Here is an 18,418-nt window from a genome sequence, read left to right as displayed (position 1 = left end):
TCACTTTTGCTAATCATACAAAAAGTCGGGGATCTGGATATCACTTAACTTAAGCACAATAAAAGGAACATATTATGGCAGTACAAACTACCTTCGATCTTGATGATGCCAAAGACTTACTAAAACAATTGGAAAACTTTCATCAAGTTATGAAACAAGATTGGTCAAGAGTGGAAAATCAATGGGCAAACTTGCGATCGTGCTGGCATGATGACCAGTATCAAACCTTTGAGCCACTATACGAAAAACTAGCCGCAACTCACAAAGATAGTCAGAAAGAATCCGAAGAATATATCTCCTTCATGCGCGAACAAGTTCGCATTGCTGAAGAGCGTAGGGCTAAATTGGGAGCTTTAAAGGGACTTTAGATTATGGCAGCACAGACAAAGTTTAATCTTGAAGATGCTGAAGACTTGCAAAGGCAGTTAGCTCGGTTTGTGGGAACTTTACAAAGGGAATTAGACCGAGTAGAAAATCAATGGGCAAATTTGCAAGCTACATGGCGTGATGATAATCACAATGATTTTGTGACAAATTTCCTTGAGAGATTTCTGGTAACTACCAAGCAAGTTCTGCGCGATTGCGAAAATTACGAAGTGTTTCTAAATGATAAAGTCAAAACCGCAGAAAGCTTGAAACAAAAATTACGGAAATTGGCTCAAAATGCCTCTGTGGTAGCACAAATATTTCAGACTGTCACATCAGTTGTAGGTGGTTCAGCACCCGTACAAGCTATGATTCAAAGCCAATCAATACCAGCTACTGCCTTGACTTCAGAATGCAGAATCAGTCCTAAACTTGATGATCCTTTAGCCAAAACTGAAGATCCATCTGCTATTTCCAAAGAGTTTGAACCGCTAAATGATTGGTTGGAAGTAATTGATGAAAAGAAAAAGGAGGAAAGGGAGAAACTTCTCAATTTGCCAGATCGACCTGAAATAATTGAAGGAAAATAATTACTGTAATGATTTACAACTTGGCTTTATAGGAAATCAGAGATTGACAATTTAATATCAGGAAATGCTAGAGGAGAAATCACCTCGACATCAGATATCTCTTGGCGGGAGAGATATCCATCTGGACTTGGCAATCGAAAAACATATAGCTGGCGATTGTTGAGATCTAGTACCCAATAATCCTCAATACCCGCTTGGGAATAGAGTTTAGACTTGTACTCGCAATCTTGTCGCAGAGTCGTATCGGATATTTCAATAATTAAATAGACTTCTGATGGTGTGGGATGATGATCGGCATAAAAAGAAAGATTAGGAACCACAACGGCAACATCTGGTTCTGGCTCAGAGTAGTTGTCTAGTCTAATTGGATCTTGCGTTCTTACCAATACGCGATCGCCTAAGAGATTCTCTAATAATTTTTCTAGACGCTTATTCGTAGATGTATGTCGCGTTCCCTTCATAGGCTTTTTGACAATTTGCCCTGCTAGCAATTCCACTTTTTCATCGGGGTTGAGAATACCTAACTCACCCATGCGATGATATTCTGCAACTGATATTAAGCGGATATCTAGTAATATCGTCATCACGAATAGTTATCTGTTTGCTTAGCAGACGATTATATCATTACGGTTAATTACAAAATCTGATTGATCGCGATCGCTATCTTTTCCGCAGCACCAAAATTAACTACTTCTCCTCTCTGGTAATCCCGAACGATTTCATAGCCATTCTCACCAACCTGACGATAGACCTCTAAAAGTCGATCTTCTAAATTTACAATCCAAACTTCAGGAATGTCATACTTGGCATAGAGTGGCAACTTCACCTCGCGGTCGTATTTCAAGGTCGAATCAGAAACCTCGATTAACAGCAAAATATCGTTATGCTGCGGATGTCCTGAAGCGTAGTAATCTTCGCGATAACGCACGATCGCTAGATCGGGCTGTGGTTCAGAGAGGTTGCTTAAATGAATCGGAAGTTGCACCCGCACATCCAACGAATCTGGCAAAAGTCGGATCAGCAATCTGGTTGCTTTGGCAATACAGGCAGCATGAAGCCTTCCCATCGGGGACATATCGATAATTTCTCCTTCAATTAGCTCTGTACCTTTGGTGATGTCCAGAATGCCAACTTCTGCCATCTGGTAATATTGCTCAACCGTGAAGGTATGTCTTGCGATTCCTTTCAGGATGCTTTCCGTTGCTGATGTTGTCACCATAGCTGTGCCATGAAGTACAGCATAATTCTAGCCTGTTATTTTTGTGGATATGGCGACTTTGCTGCTTTGGTGAAGCTTTAACGAAACCCTTTTGCTTGGGTTGACTCAGTCCACACAAACAACTCACCATCAGCATTGCCAGCGGCTAATCGGTGGGCTTGAGGCTGCCACTGAAGACAGGTAATCTCTGCCTCTGAGTTTTCCAGTGCCTGAATCCAGTTTGTCGCATCTTGCCAGAGACTCACCCTGCCATCTTCCCCTGCTGAAGTTAAGACGGCGGATTTGGGCTTAAAGGCGACTAAACCCACATTGCCAACATGCCCCTGAAGAATTTGACCTTCCCAGCCAATTTCAGGATCGGGATGTCGCCGCCACACCACTACCTCTGAGCCACTTGATGAAACCAAAAGCGAGGAGTCGTTCGGCACTTTTTTCTCTTTCCCTGAAGATTTTGCGGTTTCTGCAAACTCCGTCCAAGCAAAGGCGCGTACCTTACCGGGAAATCCCTGCATTCGCCAAGGAGAGTCGTCAAAGCGATTCCCTTCGGGATGCGTACCGCCGCCCAACCACTCAAACAAGACAACCAAATTATCTAGGGTATTCGAGGCTAAATATCGTCCTGATGGGTGCCAAGTCATCAGTCCTGTGGCAGTTGGCAACTCAAAGTCGATCGGATCTTCATACCAATCTTTTGCCGACCACAGCTTAATGCCCTGATAGCCACCGACGGTAAGCCAATCCCCACTAGGATGCCAGTTTAACGCGAGTACTGAAGACTGCTCAAAATTGACGGTTGTAATGATATCTTGGCGATCGGCGCTCCAAACTTGGACATATTTTCCAAAAGTAAAGGCAAACTCGGCACGAATGGGATGCCACACCAAATGTTCGATCCACTGATTCCCTTTGCCTCCTAAATCACCCCGATCGATCGCTACCTGTTTCATAGCATTCGTCGAATCCCATAGGAGGATTTTGCCATCTTGTCCCGCCGCCACCAACCAGCGACCATCGGCGGAAAAACTGAGGCAATCTACGGAACTATTCGTCTCTGTCTGAAGCCTTGTCAGCTTATCGGTGGCTTTACTGACATCGTCATACAGCACAATTTCACCCGCCGCCGTTGCGGCTGCCAAGATTTTGCCATTGGGCGTCCAAGCAATCGCGGTGACATATTCGCCCAAAGTGGTTTGCCAGAGAGGTTTGGCGTTAAGAACAGGTTGTTGCTTTTTTAAGCTAGGCATGCACGAAATCCTTGGGTAAGTTGGTCGCGGTCTAGGTTACGACCGATAAACACTAGCTGATTTTGGCGTACCTCATCAGGCTTCCACAGGCGATCGCGCGTGCCATCAAACTGCATATGTACGCCCTGAAACACAAAGCGATTTTCCGAGCCAGCCACGTCAATAATGCCTTTCATCCGAAAAATGTCTCCCCCTTGGGTTTGCAGCAACTCGTTGATCCAAGCTTGAAACTTGTAAGGATCGACCGCCCCGCGATCGAGAATGCTCACTGACAGAATAGACTCGTCGTGAATGTGATTGTGCTCGTGTTCGTCATGCTCGTGTTCGTCGTGGTCATGATGTTCGTGGTCATGCTCGTGTTCGTGGTCATGATGCTCGTGATCATGCTCCTCATGGCTATGCGTAGCCTCCCCCAAGAAATCAGGGGATTTTTCGAGAATGCGCTGCAAATCAAAGCCACCAACGCCTAAAAGCTTCTCCACTTTAGATTCTTCGGACTGGGTCAGTTGGGTGCGGTAAATTTTTGCCAGTACGTTCATGTGGTGAATTTTTGCCTCTAGCGCTTCTAGATCTTTGAGGGGAACCAAGTCTGTTTTATTCAGCAAAATTACATCGGCAAAGGCAATTTGTTCCAATGCCTCGCGATCGCCCCAGTGTTGTTGAATGTGCTTGGCATCGACGACGGTGACAACAGCATCGAGCATGACTTGCTTGTGAATATCTTCATCCACAAAAAAGGTTTGAATCACGGGGCCCGGATCGGCTAATCCCGTCGTCTCAATAATTAAATGGTCGAATTTATGGCGACGACGCATTAAATTCCCAATAATGCGGATCAGATCGCCTCTGACGGTGCAACAGATGCAGCCATTGTTCATCTCAAAAATTTCTTCGTCAGCGTTAATTACCAACTGTTGGTCGATCCCAATTTCACCAAACTCATTCACGATCACCGCGACTTTCTTACCATGTTCGGCTGTGAGAATATGATTGAGTAATGTCGTTTTCCCTGCACCTAAGTAGCCTGTTAAAACAGTTGCTGGCACTTGTTGGATGGTTGGTGTTGTCACTGGTGTTGGCATAGTTCAAGATTTAGGTTAAGGATTTGCGAAATGACAATGCTTTCCTCAATTTTAGGAGCTAAAACCAGTTATACATAAAGTTATATAAACTGGATGTATTCCTAAATTTACAAATGTCGATTTTAAACGTCGATAACAGAACATGAGTGATTGGCTCGAACATACTGTCCAGATTGAAGTAAATCATCCCGTAGAGCGGATTTGGGCTTTATGGGCAAACATTGAAATGATGCCACGCTGGATGAAATGGATTCAGGCTGTGCATATTACCCCTGATAATCCTAGCCTGTCCAGTTGGGAACTTGGCTCAAATGGGTTTACCTTTACCTGGCGATCGCGCATTCTCAAACAGATTCCTAACCAGATCATTCAATGGGAGTCGATCGATGGTTTGCCCAATCGTGGGGCAATCAGATTTTATGGTCGCCCAGAAAGTACGATCGTAAAAATGACGATTTCCTATGCCATTCCCGGAATAATCGGTCACTTGATGGATGATATCTTTCTCGGTCGTATGGTAGAGTCAACCCTCATGGCAGATCTTGAAAGATTTCGTGATTACGCTGATACGATTACGGATCGGGCTAGTTAACTTAAAAAACTAGGAAGTCCAGTCTAAATTTAAAAAGTTGACTAGACTTTGTAACACTTAACATATTAAGATTTGAAATTGAAACAATTGTTAATCTCTGGAATAACTTACCGTGGGGATTTTTCGTCGCTTTGCAAAAGACATTGGTATCGACCTCGGTACAGCCAACACCCTGATCTATGTATCTGGTGAAGGCATTGTATTGCAGGAACCCTCTGTGGTTGCTATCGATCAAAGAGATAAGACAGTCTATGCCGTTGGTGACGAAGCCAACAAAATGATTGGTCGCACGCCCGGTGATATCGTTGCCGTAAGACCTCTAAAGGACGGTGTGATCGCTGACTTTGATTCAGCCGAGCAGATGCTGAAAGCATTTATTAATAAAGTTAAGCACGGCGTCTTTAATCCTCGGATCGCGATCGGGATTCCTAGCGGTGTAACGGGGGTAGAGTGGCGAGCTGTGATGGATGCCGCCCGTAGAGCAGGAGCTAGCGAAGTTTATCCGATTGACGAACCTGTTGCTGCTGCGATCGGGGCAGGCTTACCCGTTACCGAAGCTACAGGTAACATGATTATTGACATTGGTGGTGGGACGACTGAGGTCGCCGTCATGAGTTTGCAAGGTATTGTACTGAGTGAATCGGTACGTGTGGCTGGAGACGAACTCAGCGAAGCGATTATGAACTACATGAAAAAGGTTCATAACCTCGTTGTGGGCGAACGTACATCCGAAGAAATTAAAATCAAAATTGGTTCGGCTTACCCCACGACGGAGGAAGCTTCCATGGAAGTTAGAGGCTTACATATGCTTTCTGGCTTGCCTCGCACGGTTACAGTGAAAGCGACCGAAATCCGCGAGAGTATGTCAGAGCCTTTGTCAGTGATTGTCGAAGCGGTAAAACGCACCCTAGAACGTACGCCCCCAGAACTTGCGGCTGACATTATCGATCGCGGCATTATGCTAGCGGGTGGTGGTGCATTGCTCAATGGCATCGATACGTTGATTAGTCATGAAACTGGAATCGTCACCCACATCGCCCCTGCCCCCCTAAATTGCGTGGTAATTGGAGCAGGAAAAGTCTTAGAAGATTATAAGAACCTCGGTCGTGTGTTAACCAGTCGCATGAAAAATTTCTAGGTTGCTAGTACATGGAATCAATACGTCGTTGGTGGGGACGCTACAGTCTACAGACTGCTTTAGTAACAAGTGGACTGGTCATATCGTGGGTAATGCGTCAAACCAATGGCGTCGCCCTCATGGAGACTTATCAGTTTTTTAGTCGTCCATTTCAAGCACTGCACTCTAGTCAAGAGCTGCTCTCAGATGCCCAAACGCGGGAGTTACGCTATCGGCTCACTGAGCTAGAAGCACAAAACCAAAATCTACAAAAGCTTTTAGGAGCAAAGCCTAATTACTCTGATGCCGGAAGTTGGGCAATGGTGATTGGTCGCAGTGCTGACTCTTGGTGGAATCAAGTGATTATTGCCAAGGGTAGCAGCGATGGTATCCAAAAAGGCGCGATCGCGGTAGGCCCGGGTGGTTTAGTCGGTCGCGTTACCGATGTCTCGCCCCATAGCAGTCGAGTATTACTAATTAGCGACCCCAGCAGTCAAGTGGGTGTGGTCGTGAGCCGCAGCCGCTATATGGGTATGTTGCGCGGGCAAACCCAGACTACAGCCTCCTTAGAGTTTTTTGAACGCGACCCCGATGTTAAGCCCGGTGACATTGTTTTAACTTCGCAGTTTAGTACTTTATTTCCAGCGGGAATTCCTGTGGGCAGAGTTATGTCTGTCAACTTAGACAAGCAACCAGCCCCAGAAGCAACGGTAGAATTTTCAGTACCCATTGGTTTATTGGAATTTGTGAAGGTGTATCCATTTACAGAGCATAAGTAGGGGTAAAGTCCTTAGCGATTCATTTCTTATTCATATTTTTACGATATACAGGTTGGTATTCTGAATATTCTGAATGCTCTGCTTTTGTCCATAAAGTTTTCTGTGCCTTGAACTATGCCCAGCCAACAAAATTCTTGGTCTCCTAAATTAGTAGGCGCACTGATTACTTTTGGTTCGCTGGCGCTTTGTATTTTGGCATTGCCAACCCGATTTCCAGGGATGACCCTCATGGATCTAAGCCCAAACTGGTTGCTGATTTGGCTCGTAGCATGGAGCATCAATCGCCCAGTGGCGTTAGCTGTAATCACAGGTACAGCCCTTGGTTTTTTACAGGATGCTATGACCATTCCTAGTGATGTCACGATTGCTCCAACCCATGCCTTGGGCATGGCGATCGCTGGTGGACTAACGGCATTACTCCAAAAGCAACGCTACATGCAAGAGGACTTTATCTCGATCGCGTTTATTGTATTTGGCATGGCAGTGGTGGTAGAAACCGCGATCGCCGTGCAACTAACCCTGATGGGCGCTGATGTCAATAAAGTTTGGTTACTGCACCAACGAATTGCACTGGGTTCAGCCATTCTCAGTAGTCTGTGGTCGCCTGTTTTGCATTTGCCCCTAAGCCGCTGGTGGCGAGCGCAAGAGAAGGTCGAAGATTAAGCCCCAAAATTAAGCCCAGAAATTAAGCTTAAAGATGACATGCTGAAACAGCAAATTCACCTCAAAGAATACACAGCCGCTTACTTGGAACAGGGGGAAGGGTTTCCGATTATTTTTCTCCATGGATTTTTAGGAGAAAGTAGTAATTGGTTGCCCTTGATGGCGTCATTACAGGCACAAGCTCCAAGTAAATTTCGGTACATTGCGCTCGATCTACTGGGTTTTGGCAGTTCATCAAAGCCGCGCTTGAAATATGTGGTCGATCATCAGGTGGACTTTTTCACAGAGTTTATAGCTGCCATGGGAATAGAGAAATTTGCCTTAGTCGGGCATTCCTATGGGGGGTGGGTGACGGCCGCCTACGCGATCGCCCATGCTTCAGAAGCTTCTACATTTTTAGAGAACATCACCCTGATTGCCCCCGCAGGGATTAGGGATGACAGCTTTGTGGGACGGTATCAGCACCTCAGACCGCTACTCTGGGATACAAAGTTGGTAGATTTGGTGCTGGCGACGATCGCCCCGATCGCTAGCCTTGTCGGCAAACAAAAGCAATTTGCCACCATTCAGATGGCGCGGCGAGAACTGATGCAGCAGCCAGTTGCGAGATCCTTCTTGGTCGATCGCTGGCGACCCGAAGATGCGATCGACACCGTTGAGACCAAAATTCACAAAATCAATGTGCCAACGCTAGTAATTGCTGGACAGCAGGATGACACCATTCCTTTGTGGCATTGTCAGACCTATGCAGAGAGAATTCCCAATGCGAGGTTGGAAGTCCTCTCTGATGCGGGGCATGACTTAATTCAGACGCATCGCGAAGCGATCGCGCAACTGCTTGCCGCTCATTACTCAGAATTGTGAATTCGCTCGTTCCGAAGTCTTACCACTACGAATTTGTACGGATTTCGGATTCGCAGTCGAATAGAGTCGAAGCAATAGCAATGGGCTTACGGAGGAAAACGTCTTCTAGTAGAGAGGACGAGGCGATCGTCAAAATCTTCAGTGATTTCGAGAGGGTCTTGAGGGGCAATTAAAGATGCATTTAATTCGGTTTTAAATGTCTTTGCTAGTTGGTCGATATGGTAGCAAGTTCGGAGGTGCTTTCCCGCTAGGCAGTCACAAGAGAGCGCGCCAGCCAATAAGTTAAGGGTATAGATATTGCCCGTACTCCCCAGGGTTGACCAAGTGCGAGGTGTAACTTGGGTGAATTTCAGTTTTGTTTGTAAAGCTGTCATAGACCGACTGTTTCTCCCTATCAGAATAGAATTTATCCAAATTTCATTGCAGGAATTGTCTGGAATCCCAGAGCCGACTTTTATCAAAAATGCTCTCACAGCAAGGCTTTTGTGTTTGTAGGTCGCTTGTATTGTGCGCTTTGTTTTTGATGTTTGATTATTGTACATTAATCAAAAAAATTAGCAAGCATTAATTTTCAAAATTTGTGATTCATGTCTTGACCAAGCCAAATCCCTGTGCACATAGCTGATGGAGGCATTTATTCCCGTCACCTTATGACAGAATATAAATATTCAGGAAATTTACAAATAGCTTAAGAATTTACTTTCAGCAGCGAATAATGTCAGCAAGAGATATCTTTCATGATGCGGTGCGCAAAGGGTTAGAGGATGAAGGGTGGGTGATTACAGACGATCCTCTAAAAATTCGCGTCGGGAGGGTCGATATGCAAATTGATTTGGGGGCAGAGCGCGTTATTGCCGCAAGTCGCGGAGATGAGAAGATTGCTGTAGAAATTAAGAGCTTTGTGAACGCATCAAATATTTATGAATTTCATACTGCGGTTGGGCAGTTTATAAACTATCGAGTTGCGCTAGAAGAAAAACAGTCAGATCGATTACTATATTTAGCAATTCCAGAAAGTGCTTATCAAACGTTCTTTAATTTGCCATTTGTCCAAGTCGTTATTAAAAAGTTCCAAATTTATCTAATTGTTTACGATCCAACCAATGAGGTGATTTTACAATGGATAAACTAACTCGCTATCGTGAATATATTCAACAGTTGTTAAGCGACTATGCTAGCTCTAGTCCTAAAGGTCAAGACTTTGAGACTGAAGTCATTTTTGATGTGGTACGCGATCGCTATTTAGTGGTACATACTGGTTGGGAAAAACGACAAGCAATGTATGGATGCGTGTTGCACGTCGATCTAAAAAATGATGGGAAAATATGGATACATTATGACGGAACTGAGGTGGGCATTGCGAACGAACTAGTGCGGTTGGGGGTTCCACGATCGGATATTGTGTTAGCTTTTCACGAGCCTTTGTTGCGTCCATATACTGATTTTGCAGTTAGCTAGTTGCAGTAAATTCTTACAAAAATACCTGTCAAAACACCCTTGATCTCTTCTCCCTCACCTATCAAAATTCTGGCTTTGTTGAGTGGCGCGATCGCTACAGGCATCGCGATCGCTGGCATATTAATGCCCGAAGAACGACTGATTTTGCCCAGCTTAGCGATCGCTTCGGTGATGGTGCTGTTGGTTTTAGTGCCTGCGATCCAACGGGCATTGATTCACTCGCCTTTAGGCAAACATTGGGATGTGACCCTGTCTGTTATTTTAGGGGGCACAATTCTCTGGATTGGTGGGCATGTTACCGAGTTGGATAACGCCTTTTGGATTTGGTTCAATAGTTTGAGGTGGGATGCCCTGGGTGCAGTCGGGCAAATTTTGATCGCAATCTTGGCGGTATGGGTGGCATGGCGACAAAATGAAATTTCTGAAAAGCTTACGGGCCAGCAAAATGTAATTACCCAACAGCAAACCATTGACGCTTATTTTCAGGGAATCTCTGACCTCGTTCTCGATCCGCAGGGACAGCTAGAAGATTGGCCCTTGGAACGCGCGATCGCAAAATCACGAACTGCCGCCTTGATGGGTGGCTCTGACCCTGAAGGTAGGGCAAAAATCATCCGATTTTTATCGAGTGCGAACCTGCTCACCCCACTCAAACGCGATGGTCTGTTGGGGCGAGCGATTTTAGATGGGTCGGGTGGCTATGTAGTGGACTTGGCGCATGGCGTGCGGGTGATCAGTCTTGGTATGATGCTAGCGGGCAAAGACATGAGCGGTACGGATTTGCGCGGATCCGATTTTAGTGGTGCTAACTTGATTAAAGCTAACTTTAGTGGATGCAATCTGACCGAGACCAACTTTAGTGGGGCAGTGTTGGCAAAAACCAATTTACGAAACTGCGATCTGAGTAAGGTGAGATTGTTTTATGGCAGTCTGGCGACGACTTCCCCGCGCGATCGCTTACATAACCCAAACTTTGAGACAGGGGAATATACTGGTGCTGTGGTAGAGGAGGCAGATTTTACAAATGCCCAAGATTTATCTGAAGAAAATCGTAAATATCTCTGTGCTTGGGGCGGAAACAAAACCCGCCGCACCATCCCAGGCGGTTGTGACGGCATTCCCAATCGCTTGGGACGATAAAAGAGCAGATACAAAAAGCATCGGTAAGAGAATTACTAGGCTATTCCTCAGCTTTCCCATTATTCTGAGTGCGTTCTGCGGGTCGTTGCCTCTGTGCGCTCAGACAAAAGACGCTTCGCTGCCGCCTGCTAGCGATACGCCTGAAGAGGTTTTACGTGCAGAGATTTATACGGAAGCGCGATCGCCGATCGATGGCAAGGTCTTAACTGCGGCAGAATATATCGAACTATCGGAGGAACTGAGTTCCCTCGATCGCGTCCCACCCGATGCATTTGTCTCTCCTGCGGTGCGCCGACTGATTGGCATGTTAAGACTGCGCAAATTCCTGCGCCAAGTGATTCCATTCTTTCCATAATCTCAGTTCGGGATAAGAAAACCTGAAACGCTATACATCCCAAGGATCCCCCCCAGCCCCCCTTGAAAAAAGGGGGGAGAATCCACTTCCCTTTTTCAAGGGGGATGCCCGATAGGGCAGGGGGATCAAACCCCTCGGTTCCAAAAAGTTAGCTTGCTTTGAGCTTAAGTCCTTAACCCGAATTCACGCTTCGTATTTTTGGCGCTCGGCGGTGAGGGCTATTTTTACCCGATCGCTTTCTGAGATAAAGGCTTGTAATTTTTCGGGACTAACGTCTATCGTGCCATAACGAGCCATAAGCTCAAACTCTTTACAAAGACTAGAGAGGGTTTTAGCGCCAAGGGTAGCACTGGTGGATTTGAGGGAATGGGCATTCTCTCTCAGAACTGTTGCGTCTTGGGCAGCGATCGCAGTTTGAATTGCAGAGGTCATTCTTTCACAATCTGTCAAAAAAACATCGAGCATATGTGCTAAAAAGCTGGGCTCGTTTTTAAACTGCTCTTGTAGGGTTTGGATCGCTTGAGGATCGAGAACTGGCCCAGTTAAGACTATGGTTGAGGTTTCAGGTTCGCATCGTTTTAACGCTTGGGCTAAATCTTCCATCCTAATGGGCTTACTGATAAAGTGATCCATTCCAGCTTCTAAGCAGATTTCTTTATCACCGATCAGGACATTGGCAGTTAGTGCGATGATTTTGATCGGGTTTGGTGGTTGTGGTGCACGCGCTTCCTTAGGACTTGTCTCCCAAGTATTCAAGTTTTCCTGTTCTATTTCTCTGATCTGTTTGGTTGCCTCTAATCCATTCATCTCTGGCATTTGGATATCCATGAGAAGTGCGTCATAGGGCTGGGAATTAATGGCTGCAAGGACTTCAATACCATTGTTGGCGATATCGGCATCATATCCTAACTTTTGAAGGAAGGCGATCGCTAGTTTTTGATTGAAGATATTATCTTCTGCTAATAGGATTTTTAGAGGCGATCGCGTTGTTACAGAAGCTCGGTCGTCAGAAGAAGTCGAAGGAGAAAGGTGGACAGTGGGGAGAGTATTGTCGGAATTACTCGATCGCACTGCGATCGTGAAGTAAAAGGTTGAACCTTCTGTACTGACATTATCTTGCTGCCATTCCACAGGAGGGGTTCCACCTAAACAACCATTGCTCTCTACCCAAAGCGTACCACCCATTAATTTGCTCAAGCGATCGCTGATTGCCAAGCCTAGTCCCGTTCCACCATAGTGACGCGCAATCTCAGGATCTCCCTGACTAAAGGGTATAAATAAGTGGGCTAAGCGATCGGGCTTGATGCCAATGCCACCATCTTTAATCGCAAATAGAATCTCAATGGTTTGAGTATCTTGACGATTTGCTAAATTCTCAGATGCTGGATGTTCTAGATTCTCGTTGTGGGAAGTGTATAGATCTACGGACAAAATTACCGCGCCGCTATTTGTAAACTTGATTGCATTCCCAATTAGATTGATCAGAACCTGTTTGAGTCGAATCATATCTCCCATAATTGAAGTGGGAACATCAGTGCCGATTGCATAGGAAAGCTCGATCTTTTTATCTTGCGCTTTGACATCTAACAGACCGATCGTAGCTTCAATACATGTAGGTAAATTAAATATCCCTTGCAATAGATCTAATTTACCCGCTTCAATTTTTGAGAAGTCTAAGATGTCATTCACAATGGATAGCAGATTCTCACCACTGTGACTGATGATTTCGACAAATTCTTGTTGTTCGGTTGTGAGTTGAGTCTCTAAAAGTAACTGGGTAAAGCCAAGTAGACCATTCATCGGTGTGCGAATTTCATGGCTCATCATTGCCAAAAATTCGCTCTTGGCACGGTTCGCTGCCTCTGCTTCGGCACGGGCTGCCTGTTCTTGCACCAAAAGCTGAGCCCTTTCTGTTTCTAGTTGCTGGCGTTGGGTGATATCTTCGATCGCGAGTAAAATTAGGCGACGATTGCTGTTGGGATTTTTCCCGCCGCTAGATTCTTCAATTTGGCGGGCATTGAGACGCATCACTTTATGTCCGATCGTGGCAAACTCATGTTCCACTTCAAAGTCTTGAAATTGACGATTGGTTTGAATTAATTCCGATAGTAGCGATCGCAGACTGGGAATATTCCACTCACCGTTGCTAATATTGTAGATGGGATGGTTCTCAACTTGGGCGGGTACGAGCTGAAACATCCGATAAAAAGCGCGATTTGCCGAGACAATGATCAAATTTGTGTCGAGGACGAGCAATGGTTCCCACAGGGTTTCGACGATCGCCAAAGCATAATTTTGCGATGCCAGCAGTCGCTGTTCGCTGCGCTTGATCGGATCGATGTCGATCGCGACGATCACGGCTCCCACAATCTGATTTTCTCGGGTTTTATAGGGTCTAACGATCAGGTTATACCAGCGTTCTTCTAAGTCTTGTACCTCCAGTTGACTGACGCTGAGCGTATCAATTACTTGCAAGACCAATTGCTCTAAGTTGTCGAGCTTGAGATTATGTCTGATATCAAGGAACGATCTGCCTTCGTCTGTGGGAATTAGGTTAAACATTCGCTCTGCCATCTGGGTAAAGCGCCGAATCCGCAGATCGTTACCCAAAATCAAAATTGGCAGGGCGACACTGCTGAGTAAATTGAGCAAGTCGTCATTGAGTTGCGCCGCTTCTAAATTTCGGTTTCGCAGTTCGTCGTTTACGGTATTCAGTTCTTCATTGGCTGACTGAATCTCTTCTTTAGCGGTTTCTAATTCCTCATTGGTACTTTGCAATTCCTCATTGCTAGAGAGAATCTCTTCGTTAGCAGCGCGAAAATCTTGATTGGTGTTTTCCTGCTCTTCAATAATGACTTGCAGAAACTCTTTGGTTGAGGCTAATTCCTGCCGAAGTTGGGCAATTTCTTGCTCTAAGAGGGTTTGCTTAGTGGTTCGGCTCGATCGCGACGGTTTTCTAGAGGTATCAGGGGCAGAAGCGGGAATTGTTGGTGTTTGGGATAAATCGGATGGATTGGGGTGATGCTCTATCCCCCATGGTTCCTGCTCAAATAAAATCAAGTAATAGCGCAGATCGGCTGCGGTCGGTTGAAACGGAATCACAGAAATGGCGATCGTTGTTCCGATTTCAGGATCTTGGAGATTGATGCCATACTTTTCAATTGGAATATTTTGCTTGATCGCTTGACGCGTCGCCGTTCGCAATTCTAGAGCTAAACCCGATCGCGCCATTTTGAGAAGGTTAAAACTAGGCTTCCCTGCCGCAGGACGAAGATAGAGACTGGTATCGCCGCGAAATTGCAAAATTTCTAGATCGGCATTGACGATCACTCCAGCAGGAGCGTAGCGCTCGATCGCGATCCGATCGGCAACTTTTTGGATATCTAACTCATGGGAAGCATTATCTGTCATGGGTTTACCAGACCTGAGATTGTCTGAAGCATAGCGGTTTTGGGTGAAATCAAAGTTTAATCTCGTTGCGATTTCTTTTTTGGTATAAATCTTGCAATCTTTGTCCAAGGTGGTAAACAAGTCAATAAATCCGTGAGTGGTTTCTGAAGTGCCCAGTATTAAAAAGCCATTAGGATTTAGCCCATAATGAAAACTCTGCATTGCTTTTTTTTGAATTGACTTGCCGAAATAAATTAGGACATTGCGACAACTGACTAAGTCCAAGTTGGAAAAAGGTGGATCGCCAATTAGATTGTGTTTGGCAAATACGCAGAGTTCGCGAATAGATTTAGCAATCTGAAAGCCACCCTTGACGGGGACAAAAAAACGACGCAACCGCTCTGGTGAAACTCCTGACATGCCATGCCTATAGATACCCGATCGCGCGCGCGCGATCGCGGACTCGTTCACATCGGTGGCAAAAATTTGGATGGGTGGTTGGATCGGTAAATTTTCTAGAAACTCTACTAAGCAAATTGCGATCGAGTAGACTTCTTCGCCCGAAGAACAGCCTGCTACCCAAATTCGGATCGGCAAATTGTGCGATCTCTCAGCAATCAGCTTGGGAAAAATTTGGGTTTTTAATGCCTCAAACACTTCGGGATCGCGAAAGAAGTTGGTGACGTCGATCAATAAATCTTGGAACAAGTCATTGATTTCTGCGGTATTACCTAGAAGATAGGCGACATAATTTTCCAGTTTAGACATGCCCTGTAGAGCCATGCGTCTTTGGATTCTACGGTGCATGGTGGAGGGTTTGTAATTACTAAAATCAACCCGCAACTCTCGCCACAGGAGCGCAAAAATCTGCTCTAGTGGTTCTTCATCTCCTACAGGTAAAACTGACTCTTTGGTTTCTATCCCTATTAGGGGAATTTTGCTTTCATCTTCTATAATTTCATCTTCTGTAGTTCGATCGTTTGTCTTCTCTCCTACAAGGGAGGTTTTGGCTTCCTTACCTTCTTCGATCTCATCTTCTGACTTCTTGCCTTTAGTGTGGGGGGGAGTTTCATTTGCAGTGCTTTTATCTTCTAACTTCTTTCTCTTAACGGAAGTTTTGGTTTTATCTTCTACGTTCTCATCATTTGGCTTTTCTCCTTTAAGGGGAGAAGGTGGTTTTTCCCCAACAGATTTTTGAGAGATTTTGACCAACTCCTTTGCAATTCCCTCAGTAGGTAGAATAAAATCTACATAACCCGCAGCGATCGCGCTCTCTGGCATCTGTCCAAATTGCGATGATGCTGCATCTTGAGCAAAGGTAATCCCCCCCTTTGTTTTTATGGCTTTTAGCCCTAATGTGCCGTCGCTATCCGCACCAGATAGCACGATCGCGATCGCGTCTTTACCGCACTCTGTAGCAAGCGATCGAAAGAATGTATCGATCGGCAAATGTCTTCCGTGAGTCTTTTCGCGTGGCGATAGGCGTAAAAATCCTTGCTCTAGCACCATCTTTGTATTCGGTGGAATCACATAGACATGGTTGGGCGCGATCGACATCTCGTTTGTGACTTCGCAGACGGGCATCTGGGTTTGCCGAGCCAGTAACTCAGTCAACAGACTCTTATGATCGGGGTCTAAATGTTGAATCAGTACAAACGCCATGCCCGTATCTGATGGCAAATGTTTGAGCAATTGGGTAAATGCTCCCAATCCTCCTGCTGAAGCACCGATTCCAACGACTGGATACATAAGCGACCTGATGCCTAGATTTGGTTTAAAATCCCTTGTTTCAATTAAAAATTAAGGGGTAAACCTTTTTTAAGGCATTGACTTAAGCATACAAGATAAAACAAGTTTCGCCTTCCAAAATCGCAAAAAAATTATATACAGCGTTCCCAAATGATACAAATGAAACATAATGCTTAGAGCGTGTTTGCGAAGTTTTATCCTCTCTCCCTTGGAATTGGCTACCTTGCACAAGTAAATTTGTCTTCGTCTCAAGCGATCTAGCCCCCTAAATCTCCCAATTCTGGGGGCTTTAAGAATTCTTTTCCCCCAATTCTGGGGGCTGGGGGCAATCACTCTCTTAGAATTGTCAATCGGTCGATCTCATGGAGATGCATTTCATTTTTTTTAGAATTGGAAAGACTTTCTCAAAATGGATAGAATGAGCCGCGATCGCATTTGAGAAGCTTAGATTAACGTCTATTCGGGACAAGAAAACCTGAAACGCTATATATCCCGATCCCCCCAGCCCCTTGCAAAAAGGGGGAGAATATACTTCTTACGGCAAAAGAGTTTTTTGTAAAGAATCGTATTGTAATCAAACAAATGATGCATTTGCTTGATGTAAATCTTATAAGGTTTATATAAATCCAGAAATAAAATCATGATCGTCACGAATCCACCGAAGCCTTTGATGGCTGTTTTGATTGTGGATGATTCTGAAAGCGATCGCGCCATTTATTCTCGTTATCTCCAGTCTGATGCGACTAGCAATTATCATATTATCGAAGCTAAAACCCTTGAAGCAGGAAAAGAGCTTTGGAAATTGCAGTCTCCCGATCTAGTTTTTGTCGATCTGCTTTTACCCGATGGCAATGGCTTGGAATTGTTAGAAGCCATGAGGGAAGATGATCCAGATTTGTTTCTACCCGCGATCGTATTGACGGGGCAGGGAAACGAGCACTCGGCAGTTCAGGCAATGAAACTGGGAGCAACGGATTATTTAGCCAAAAGCGAAGTCAACGCTGCGGTACTTTGTAAAAGCGCTCGTAATGCCATCAATCGCATCGTCATCCATCGATTGCAGCAAGAATCTCTCAAGGCTTCCGACTCTGTGAATATGCAACTCGATCGGCGCAATGACGAGCTAGAAAAAAGTAATTGCGAATTGCAGATCGCACTAGAAGAACTGAGAGCCACTGAAGAAGAACTCAGGGAAAAAAACATACAACTACTATCCGAGCAGGATCGCTACCGTTTGTTGTTCAACTTGGCTCCTGATGGTTACTTGGTGACCGATGCGAATGGCAAGATTTTGGAAGCGAATCAAGCGATTTCCAACCAACTGGCGTGCAGACCAGAATATTTGGTTGACAAACCATTGGTTGTTTTTGTCGCACAACAGGAGATGTCATTCTTTTACAGCCAATTGCAAGAACTGTTGACTGAGCCGCAAGTCAAAACTTGGGAGATCGCACTTCAAGCAAGGCAGGGAAAGACATTTCCCGTGGAGGTCACAGCAAATCATAGCTACGATACTGCCACGAAAGAGACGCAAATTCGATGGTTTATGCGCGATATCAGCGATCGCAAACAGTACGAAGCTTCGCTGCAACAACTCAACCAAGAACTAGAGCAAAGAGTCGAGCAAAGGACTGCGGAACTACAAGAAACAAACCAAAAACTGGCGATTTCTAATGCCGAACTTGCCCATGCCACAAGACTCAAAGATGAGTTTCTCGCCAATATGAGCCACGAACTTCGGACTCCCCTCAATACTAGAGTTGTTGGGAAATAAAAACAAGTTGTGGACAGGGTTTTCCTCTTCCCTTCC

Annotated in this window: 18 protein-coding genes; 12 read left to right on the top strand and 6 right to left on the bottom strand. The window is 45.2% G+C overall.

The window, feature by feature from the left end; genetic code table 11:
* Nucleotides 1-74 precede the first annotated feature (74 nt).
* Nucleotides 75-368: a hypothetical protein gene (locus V2H45_RS05780; RefSeq protein ID WP_330482672.1), complete on the top strand. Its 294-nt coding sequence runs from the start codon at nt 75-77 to the stop codon at nt 366-368.
* A 69-nt stretch (nt 369-437) separates the two neighbouring features.
* On the top strand, nt 438-956 hold the full coding sequence (locus V2H45_RS05775) for a hypothetical protein (RefSeq protein WP_330482671.1): 519 nt from the start codon (nt 438-440) through the stop codon (nt 954-956).
* Nucleotides 957-982: 26 nt separating this feature from the next.
* Here the strand turns inward: V2H45_RS05775 and V2H45_RS05770 are convergent, their stop codons facing one another.
* The 4 genes from V2H45_RS05770 to V2H45_RS05755 form a co-directional block, all read right to left on the bottom strand.
* Nucleotides 983-1,540, bottom strand: coding sequence for a Uma2 family endonuclease (locus tag V2H45_RS05770; RefSeq protein ID WP_330482670.1), 558 nt, complete (start codon nt 1,538-1,540; stop codon nt 983-985).
* 50 nt (nt 1,541-1,590) lie between these two features.
* The gene (locus tag V2H45_RS05765; RefSeq protein ID WP_330482669.1) at nt 1,591-2,175 is read right to left on the bottom strand and encodes a Uma2 family endonuclease; all 585 of its coding nucleotides are present in this window, start codon (nt 2,173-2,175) and stop codon (nt 1,591-1,593) included.
* Between the two features lie 77 nt (nt 2,176-2,252).
* Nucleotides 2,253-3,419, bottom strand: a complete 1,167-nt coding sequence (locus V2H45_RS05760; RefSeq protein WP_330482668.1) for a WD40 repeat domain-containing protein — start codon at nt 3,417-3,419, stop codon at nt 2,253-2,255.
* Nucleotides 3,407-4,501: a CobW family GTP-binding protein gene (locus tag V2H45_RS05755; RefSeq protein ID WP_330482667.1), complete on the bottom strand. Its 1,095-nt coding sequence runs from the start codon at nt 4,499-4,501 to the stop codon at nt 3,407-3,409. The genes V2H45_RS05760 and V2H45_RS05755 overlap by 13 nt, the downstream gene beginning before the upstream one ends.
* A 142-nt stretch (nt 4,502-4,643) precedes the next feature.
* Between V2H45_RS05755 and V2H45_RS05750 the strand changes: the two genes are divergently transcribed.
* The 5 genes from V2H45_RS05750 (at nt 4,644) to V2H45_RS05730 (ending at nt 8,516) form a co-directional block, all read left to right on the top strand.
* Nucleotides 4,644-5,093, top strand: coding sequence for an SRPBCC family protein (locus tag V2H45_RS05750; protein WP_330482666.1), 450 nt, complete (start codon nt 4,644-4,646; stop codon nt 5,091-5,093).
* A 112-nt stretch (nt 5,094-5,205) separates the two neighbouring features.
* On the top strand, nt 5,206-6,231 hold the full coding sequence (locus V2H45_RS05745) for a rod shape-determining protein (protein ID WP_330482665.1): 1,026 nt from the start codon (nt 5,206-5,208) through the stop codon (nt 6,229-6,231).
* Between the two features lie 11 nt (nt 6,232-6,242).
* Nucleotides 6,243-6,989, top strand: coding sequence for a rod shape-determining protein MreC (mreC, locus tag V2H45_RS05740; RefSeq protein ID WP_330482664.1), 747 nt, complete (start codon nt 6,243-6,245; stop codon nt 6,987-6,989).
* Nucleotides 6,990-7,103: 114 nt separating this feature from the next.
* Nucleotides 7,104-7,652, top strand: coding sequence for a rod shape-determining protein MreD (gene mreD / locus V2H45_RS05735; RefSeq protein ID WP_330482663.1), 549 nt, complete (start codon nt 7,104-7,106; stop codon nt 7,650-7,652).
* Nucleotides 7,653-7,691: 39 nt separating this feature from the next.
* Nucleotides 7,692-8,516, top strand: a complete 825-nt coding sequence (locus V2H45_RS05730; protein WP_330482662.1) for an alpha/beta fold hydrolase — start codon at nt 7,692-7,694, stop codon at nt 8,514-8,516.
* An 86-nt stretch (nt 8,517-8,602) separates the two neighbouring features.
* Here V2H45_RS05730 and V2H45_RS05725 read toward each other — a convergent pair whose 3' ends face one another.
* On the bottom strand, nt 8,603-8,890 hold the full coding sequence (locus V2H45_RS05725; RefSeq protein ID WP_330482661.1) for a hypothetical protein: 288 nt from the start codon (nt 8,888-8,890) through the stop codon (nt 8,603-8,605).
* A gap of 341 nt (nt 8,891-9,231) precedes the next feature.
* On the opposite strand from V2H45_RS05725, the gene V2H45_RS05720 reads away from it, so the two are divergent.
* From V2H45_RS05720 to V2H45_RS05705, 4 genes are read left to right on the top strand one after another with little or no spacing between them, the layout of a single operon-like run.
* On the top strand, nt 9,232-9,648 hold the full coding sequence (locus tag V2H45_RS05720) for a XisH family protein (protein ID WP_330482660.1): 417 nt from the start codon (nt 9,232-9,234) through the stop codon (nt 9,646-9,648).
* Nucleotides 9,636-9,974 carry a XisI protein gene (locus V2H45_RS05715; protein WP_330482659.1) on the top strand — a complete coding sequence of 113 codons (339 nt, stop codon included), beginning with the start codon at nt 9,636-9,638 and terminating at the stop codon, nt 9,972-9,974. Before V2H45_RS05720 ends, V2H45_RS05715 begins: the two co-directional genes overlap by 13 nt.
* A gap of 39 nt (nt 9,975-10,013) precedes the next feature.
* Nucleotides 10,014-11,114: a pentapeptide repeat-containing protein gene (locus V2H45_RS05710; protein ID WP_330482658.1), complete on the top strand. Its 1,101-nt coding sequence runs from the start codon at nt 10,014-10,016 to the stop codon at nt 11,112-11,114.
* Nucleotides 11,083-11,469 carry a hypothetical protein gene (locus V2H45_RS05705; protein WP_330482657.1) on the top strand — a complete coding sequence of 129 codons (387 nt, stop codon included), beginning with the start codon at nt 11,083-11,085 and terminating at the stop codon, nt 11,467-11,469. Before V2H45_RS05710 ends, V2H45_RS05705 begins: the two co-directional genes overlap by 32 nt.
* A 183-nt stretch (nt 11,470-11,652) precedes the next feature.
* On the opposite strand, the gene V2H45_RS05700 is transcribed toward V2H45_RS05705, so the two are convergent.
* Nucleotides 11,653-16,608: a chemotaxis protein CheB gene (locus tag V2H45_RS05700; RefSeq protein ID WP_330482656.1), complete on the bottom strand. Its 4,956-nt coding sequence runs from the start codon at nt 16,606-16,608 to the stop codon at nt 11,653-11,655.
* A gap of 640 nt (nt 16,609-17,248) precedes the next feature.
* On the opposite strand from V2H45_RS05700, the gene V2H45_RS05695 reads away from it, so the two are divergent.
* Nucleotides 17,249-18,382: a PAS domain-containing response regulator gene (locus tag V2H45_RS05695; protein WP_330482655.1), complete on the top strand. Its 1,134-nt coding sequence runs from the start codon at nt 17,249-17,251 to the stop codon at nt 18,380-18,382.
* Nucleotides 18,383-18,418: the final 36 nt, after the last annotated feature.

Source organism: Tumidithrix elongata BACA0141, from assembly GCF_036349135.1.
Lineage (GTDB): Bacteria > Cyanobacteriota > Cyanobacteriia > Pseudanabaenales > Pseudanabaenaceae > Tumidithrix > Tumidithrix elongata.
This window is presented reverse-complemented; position numbering and strand designations above follow the sequence as displayed.